Consider the following 6,565-nt stretch of genomic DNA (forward strand, 5'->3'; position numbering starts at 1 on the left):
GTGTCAATTTAATTCGCTGCATTTTTGTTCATTTTAAACATAGGTAAAATAAATTTGTGAATTCGGTCTAATAGGGAAATATTGCCTTTGACTATACCCGAGGTATTTAGTAGGATATGTGGAGGAGTTATAGAGTAAACAAATACATAGCTAATAGGGGAGAAATTCAGATGAAAAAAGCTTTAATTTCTATTTTTGCGGTTACCGTGTTGATGACAGGTTGCGCTACGGCTAAGACGGATACAGCATCTTCAAACCCACCAGCGGGTTCACCGACAGTCGAAGCTTCTAAGGCGCCAACGGCGAAATCCGATAAAAAAGTAATTCTCATTACACCCGAAAAAATCGGTGTGAATCCATTCTTTGCCCAAGAGGATGAAGGCGTTAAGAAGGCTGGCAAAGAGTTTGGTGTCGTTGTAAAAACAGTTGAGTCCACAGACGCTAGTGCTATTGAACAAAATTTACGTGCGGCTGTTGCAGATAACTATGATCTTATTATAACAAGTTCGTTTGAATCTGAAGATGCGCTTAAGAAAGTTGCTGCTGAAAATCCGAAGAAATCTTTTGCGATTATCGATACCGTTGTTGATTTGCCGAATGTGCGCAGTGTCGTGTTCCGTGAGCATGAAGCTTCCTATCTGTTAGGCGCTGCTGCCGGTCTGGCAACAAAGAAAAACATCGTAGGTATGGTTGCAGCAGTTGATATCCCGTTAATCAAGAAATACACGGTTGGTTTCCAAGAAGGTCTCAAAGCGACGAACCCGAATGCGAAATTCATCGTTAACTACGTTGGAAGCTTCACAGATCCTGCGAAAGCGAAAGAACTTGCTTTAACCCAATTTGCTCAAGGAGCAGACTTTATTGCGGGAGCATCTGCTGTAGGTGATCTGGGCGTGTTCGAGGCGGCAAAGGAAAAGGGCTTCTTTACATCAGGACAAGATATTGATCGCACAGTTACAGATCCCGAGCATATCGTGCTTTCTCAATTGAAAGGAACGGACGCTGTCGCCTATCAAACGGTGAAAGATTTTGTGAATGGCACATTTAAATTCGGTTCTGTCGATTATGGCTTGAAAGAAGACGGTGTAGGTGTTACGTTCGTAACGAAAGAAAGCAAATCCACATTGAGTCCATTTATCGGACAAGATGTTATAACGAAAGTAAAAGCTATACGCGATGATATCGTATCTGGTAAAGTAAAGGTAGAGAATCCAGTTAAATAATAAGTACGATAATCGCATATTGTGACCCTGGAACTGTTTACGGAGACGTAAGCAGTTTCCTCATGTCTAGGTAGAGGAGCGAAAACCGTTATGCTGCTTCAAATGCGTCAAATTACGAAAACATATGGCAATTTAACAGCGAACTCAAACGTTGATTTTACGCTGCGTCAAGGTGAGATTCATGCATTAGTCGGAGAAAATGGGGCCGGTAAAACAACACTTATGCGCATCTTGTACGGTATGGAGCAGCCAACGGCTGGCAGCATCCGTTTGCATGATCAAGAAGTTGTATTCGCGAATCCTACGGATGCGATTCGGAATCGCATTGGTATGGTCCATCAACATTTCATGCTGTTTCCTTCTTTTACTGTGGCTGAAAATATTGTGATTGGCAATGAGCCAAGAGCCGGTGTGAAGTTCGATCGCAATAAAGCAGCTCTTCAAGTTCAAGAGTTGTGTGCCAAATATCGATTACCGATCGATCCTCATCGTAAAGTAGCAGATTGTCCACTTGGTCTGCAGCAGCGCGTAGAGATCTTAAAAGTATTGTATCAAGGCGCAGATATTATTATCCTGGACGAGCCTACCGGAGTTCTGACACCGCTGGAAGCTAGGGAACTGTTGGTCATCATGAAGAGCTTGGCGAGCCAAGGAAAAAGCTTCATTATCATTACACATAAGCTTCATGAAGTCATGGAAGTTGCGGATCGCGTTACGGTTCTGCGAGACGGACGAATCACAGGCACGCTGAATGCAGCTGAAACGAACGTTGAAGAGCTATCGAAGCTAATGGTTGGGCGAGAACTGGCGCAGTCCACCAAAACCATGGCTTCTTTGGGTGAAACCATTTTGGAAGTCAAAGAGATATCGATTCAAGGGGATAAAGGTAAGCCGCTATTGGACCGTGTCAGTCTCCAAGTGATGGCAGGTGAAATCGTAGGAATTGCCGGGATTTCCGGAAATGGACAATCCGAACTTATTCAAAGTATTACCGGACTGCAACGAATTGATCAAGGACAGATTCGATTAAACGGCAAAGACATCACAGGTCGTACGGTAAGGGAAATCAGAAAGGGTGGGCTCTCCCATATTCCTGAAGACCGATACCAATGGGGAGCTGCCAAAGAAGGTACCGTGCTTGATAACGGAACCATGGGACACCAAGAAACGCATTGCCGTTTTGGCTTTCTGCAAGGTAAAGCACTGCGAAAGATGGTGGATGGGTTTATCCAACAGTTCCAGATCAAGGCCGGTTCCCAGGATACGCAGGTGAAATTTCTTTCAGGCGGAAATCTTCAGAAGCTAATTGTCGCCAGAGAAATTGCTCAGAATCAACCGCTCCTGATTGCTGCTGAACCTACACGCGGTGTGGACATCGGTGCAATGGAACTTATCCATGATCAATTACTAAAAAAACGCGATGAGCAAGGCGCCATTTTGCTTGTATCCTCCGAGTTAACAGAAATTTTGAAGCTATCAGATCGTATTCTTGTGATGTACGAAGGAAAAATAGCCGGTGAATTATCGGCCAAGGACGCAACAGAAGAGCAAATTAGTTTATGGATGGCAGGAGGGGATTCCCATGCTTAAAGGGAAATGGCAACTAAGCACATGGATTCAACCGCTGCTGGCTATAGCCATTGGATTACTGGGCGGCGCTATAGCGATCGCCTTAATCGGGGGTTCCATATCTGATACGTATGCGCAAATGTGGAAAGGCGCTTTCGGTAATTTTTATTTCTTCACAAACACGTTGACGAGAGCCACACCGCTTATTTTGGTTGGGCTAGGCGTTTCGATTGCTTTTAGGTCCGGCTTTTTTAATATGGGTTCGGAAGGTCAAATGATTCTGGGCGCATTATCAAGCGCACTTATTGCTCTTTATTTGCCGGGACCTGCGATTTTAAAGCTAGTGATGGCGATTATCGGCGGTATCGTTGCCGGAGGTGTCTGGTCGGCTTTTGCTGGCTGGCTGGATGTACGGTTTCGGATGAATTTGATTATTACGACGCTGCTGCTTAATTATATTGCCGCTTTATTCGCTGGTTATTTAGTCGCTTATCCGCTTAAGGATAAGACAGGCTCTGCCGCGCTTGCTCAAACGATGATGGTTGATAAAAGTGTGTGGCTGCCGAAGCTTTTCCAAGGAATGAGTATCCACGCGGGCTTTATTATTGCGATTGGCTTGGCGGTGCTTCTCTATGTATTTATTAAATACACGGTTGCAGGGTATGAAATCCGCATGCTGGGTCACAACCCCTTATTCGCCGGTTATGGCGGCGTAAATAGAGGGAAAGTGATGCTGGCGAGCATGTTTGCCAGTGGCGGCTTTGCGGGATTGGCCGGAGCCGTTGAAGTTCTGGGGATGCAGTATCGTTATACGGACGGCATGATATCCAATCCAGGTTTTGCCTGGTCAGGTATTATGGCTACGCTACTTTCCGGAGCTCACCCGTTAGGCACAGCCTTAGCAGCTATTCTTCTCGCAGCACTGCAAACCGGTGGTATGGGGGTTGAACGAAACACGAGTATTCCATTAGAGATTTCCAGTGTCATTCAGTCCCTGCTGATCTTGTTCGTAACCGCGAAGTTCAGCTATACCATTTGGAAACGCAGGAAAGGGGGGAAAGCCGATGCAGCATCTTCTTGATGTTTCTTTATTTAATTCAATGATTCGGATGGTGGCGCCTATTTTGCTTGCTGCCTTGGGCGGCGCAATCTGTTCTAGAGTCGGTTTGTTTAACGTAGGTTTGGAGGGCTTTGTGTTAGTCGGGGCATTCTCCGCTATCGTCGGCAATTACTTTACAGGTAACGTCTATGTTGCCGTACTCATAGCCATTGCGGTTACCTTGTTATTTTCATTGATTTTTGCTTATATTAGTATACATTTGCAAGCGAATGTGATTGTTGTCGGTATCTCGTTTAACTTTTTGGCGCTAGGCTTGACCGCTTTTTGCTTAAAAGCGATCTTTCATGTCAAAGGCGCTTTTTATGACAAAAATATGGTCGGTCTTCCGAAATGGAACATTCCATTCATTCAGGATATTCCTGTTATTGGGGGGATTGTATCCGGCCATTCTCCATTAATTTATTTGGCTTTCCTGCTTGTCTTTGGTCTTCAGTATTTTTTATTTAAGTCCGTTCTAGGCTTCCGCTTGCTCGCTGTGGGGGAAAATCCGGTTGCGGCCAAAAGTATCGGAATTAAGGTGAATCGGATGCAATATTTGGCTGTGCTCATTTGCGGTGCGTTGTGCGGACTTGCCGGTGCGCAGCTATCTCTTGGACAAGTAACGATGTTCACGGAGGGAATGACGGCCGGAAGGGGATTTATCGCTCTTGTTGCTACGATGCTAGGCCAAGCTAATCCGCTGGGTGTGATGGCTTCCAGCTTGCTGTTCGGATTAATGGATGCGTTCAGTATCCGTTTGCAGGGCTTCTCGCTGCCGACCCATTTCACACAAATGCTGCCTTACGTGGTCACACTGCTTGCTATGCTTTTCTTCCGAAAAAGCAGCTATTTGGCTGATGCCCAAAAGGCGAATGGCAGCTCGCGTTAAGTCATTGAAGATCATGCTAGAGGAGGATAACAGATGAAAACAGTCAGCAAGGCTGATCGCCTAAAACAGATGAAAATTCCTGCTGCTATCGTTGCGCCCGAGCTTGCGGACCGGGTTCCGCCAGGTCAAGTTGTCACAGACCGGTTCCCTATTTTACACGAAGGGGAAGTACCTGAATATGAGATGGCCGAATGGTCTTTGCGGGTGTTTGGTGAAGTGGAAGAGGAGCAGTCCTTTAGCTATGAACAGCTAATGGCCTTACCGCAAAAGCAGATCGTTTGCGATATTCACTGTGTAACCCGATGGTCCAAGCTGGATACCGTCTGGGAAGGCGTCTTGTTTCGAGATTTTCTTCAGCATTTAAATATCAAACCTAAAGGCAAGTTCGTCATGCTTCATGCCGACAACGATTACGAAACGAACGTGCCTCTAGCAGATCTTATGTTCGATAATATTTTGCTAGCGACGAAATTCAACGGGGAAATGCTGAATAAGAAGCATGGTTGGCCGCTTCGTCTGGTCATTCCTCATCTTTATTTTTGGAAAAGCGCAAAGTGGATTCGAGGGATTGAATTCATGACGGAAGATCGGGAAGGATTCTGGGAGCGCAATGGCTTTCATAATGTAGCTGACCCCTTTGAGGAACAGCGTTTCTCTGGGGAAGAAATCCCGATACCGGAAGACGAGTGGGTCAGAAAGGAGTTTGATTAAAGATGCTGCTGCCTATTTTACAAGTAAACTCAGAAGAACTTACCCCTTATGCTATCGTATGCGGAGATCCATTCAGAGCTGAAGCGATTTCGCGCAAATTGGATCATGCTCGCGAGCTTTCATTTAGCCGGGAATATCGAACGTTCGTTGGAGAATCCGAAGGAGTGCCGATTACCGTGGTTAGCCATGGCGTAGGTGCTCCTGGAGCGGCTGTGTGTTTTGAAGAATTAATTAAAGGCGGAGTTAAGACATTGATTCGTGTGGGGACAGCAGGTTCTTACTCAGCAGAGGTTCCTCCAGGAAGCCTCGTAGTAAGCACCGCGGCGGTTCGTGAAGAAGGTCTAACCCGACAGTTAGTTCCGCTTGGATTTCCAGCTGTTGCTGATTTGAACGTTGCCCGCGCTCTATATGAGGCGGCCAGTGAAACAGAAGGGCTTGTGAAACAAGGGATTACTGTTACCTTGGACGCTTTTTTCCAAGGCGTTGAGGAATTCCCGCATCGTAAATATAAACAAGCGGGAGCCATAGCGGTTGAAATGGAAATAGCAGCGCTGTATGTGATTGCTACGCTGCGCGGCGTCAGCGCTGGAGCTATTGTCGCTTTAGACGGCTATGCCGATGCTGATCTAAGAGAAGTATACAATCCGCATACGGATGTTGTATCAAGCGCAGTCGAGCGAGAAATTCAGGCTGCAATACGCGCGATCGTCAAACTGCACCAAGCCAAGTAGGTTTGAATATGAAGTTTAGCCCCTCGACCATACACTGGTTGAGGGGCTTTTTGTGCGCGATAATGTACAAGCAGGTAACGGCTGCGCAAAGCGGTATGCTTAGATAAGGCTGACAGTTGTAACACTGATTTTCAGCGTTACAGAAGTGGAGCGGCTCGTAAGTGCCGCTGTAAGCACGAAAAGCATGCTTACAGCAAAGGAAAAGGGAGGAACGGTCGTTAGGTGGAGCTGTAACACTGATTTTGAGGCTGTCGATTAATTGTGGATATCATTAGCCAATCGCCTAATTTGAAATCAGTCAAAAACAGCCGAAATATTCATAAAAAGAGGTATTTACTCACTC

General features: G+C 46.0%; 6 protein-coding genes. All 6 read left to right on the forward strand.

What is annotated here, in order from left to right:
* Window positions 1-170: 170 nt before the first annotated feature.
* The 6 genes from FU659_RS28635 (at window position 171) to FU659_RS28660 (ending at window position 6,222) form a co-directional block, all read left to right on the forward strand.
* The gene (locus FU659_RS28635) at window positions 171-1,223 is read left to right on the forward strand and encodes a BMP family lipoprotein (protein ID WP_147950695.1); all 1,053 of its coding nucleotides are present in this window, start codon (window positions 171-173) and stop codon (window positions 1,221-1,223) included.
* 90 nt (window positions 1,224-1,313) lie between these two features.
* Window positions 1,314-2,813 carry an ABC transporter ATP-binding protein gene (locus FU659_RS28640; protein ID WP_147950696.1) on the forward strand — a complete coding sequence of 500 codons (1,500 nt, stop codon included), beginning with the start codon at window positions 1,314-1,316 and terminating at the stop codon, window positions 2,811-2,813.
* Window positions 2,806-3,873, forward strand: a complete 1,068-nt coding sequence (locus FU659_RS28645; RefSeq protein WP_147950697.1) for an ABC transporter permease — start codon at window positions 2,806-2,808, stop codon at window positions 3,871-3,873. Before FU659_RS28640 ends, FU659_RS28645 begins: the two co-directional genes overlap by 8 nt.
* Entirely contained in the window at window positions 3,857-4,780 is a 924-nt protein-coding gene (locus tag FU659_RS28650) for an ABC transporter permease (protein WP_147950698.1), read from the forward strand. The genes FU659_RS28645 and FU659_RS28650 overlap by 17 nt, the downstream gene beginning before the upstream one ends.
* Window positions 4,781-4,813: 33 nt before the next feature.
* Window positions 4,814-5,491, forward strand: coding sequence for a sulfite oxidase-like oxidoreductase (locus FU659_RS28655; RefSeq protein ID WP_147950699.1), 678 nt, complete (start codon window positions 4,814-4,816; stop codon window positions 5,489-5,491).
* Between the two features lie 2 nt (window positions 5,492-5,493).
* Window positions 5,494-6,222: a nucleoside phosphorylase gene (locus tag FU659_RS28660; RefSeq protein WP_147950700.1), complete on the forward strand. Its 729-nt coding sequence runs from the start codon at window positions 5,494-5,496 to the stop codon at window positions 6,220-6,222.
* The last annotated feature ends 343 nt before the right edge of the window (window positions 6,223-6,565 follow it).

The sequence above is a fragment of the Paenibacillus sp. N3.4 genome (assembly GCF_008017805.1).
GTDB lineage: Bacteria > Bacillota > Bacilli > Paenibacillales > NBRC-103111 > Paenibacillus_E.

Bases quoted from the DNA above. Each gene is read 5' to 3' on its own strand.
- FU659_RS28635 (WP_147950695.1), top strand. From the start codon at position 171: ATGAAAAAAGCTTTAATTTCTATTTTTGCGGTTACCGTGTTGATGACA.
- FU659_RS28640 (WP_147950696.1), top strand. From the start codon at position 1,314: ATGCTGCTTCAAATGCGTCAAATTACGAAAACATATGGCAATTTAACA.
- FU659_RS28645 (WP_147950697.1), top strand. From the start codon at position 2,806: ATGCTTAAAGGGAAATGGCAACTAAGCACATGGATTCAACCGCTGCTG.
- FU659_RS28650 (WP_147950698.1), top strand. From the start codon at position 3,857: ATGCAGCATCTTCTTGATGTTTCTTTATTTAATTCAATGATTCGGATG.
- FU659_RS28655 (WP_147950699.1), top strand. From the start codon at position 4,814: ATGAAAACAGTCAGCAAGGCTGATCGCCTAAAACAGATGAAAATTCCT.
- FU659_RS28660 (WP_147950700.1), top strand. From the start codon at position 5,494: ATGCTGCTGCCTATTTTACAAGTAAACTCAGAAGAACTTACCCCTTAT.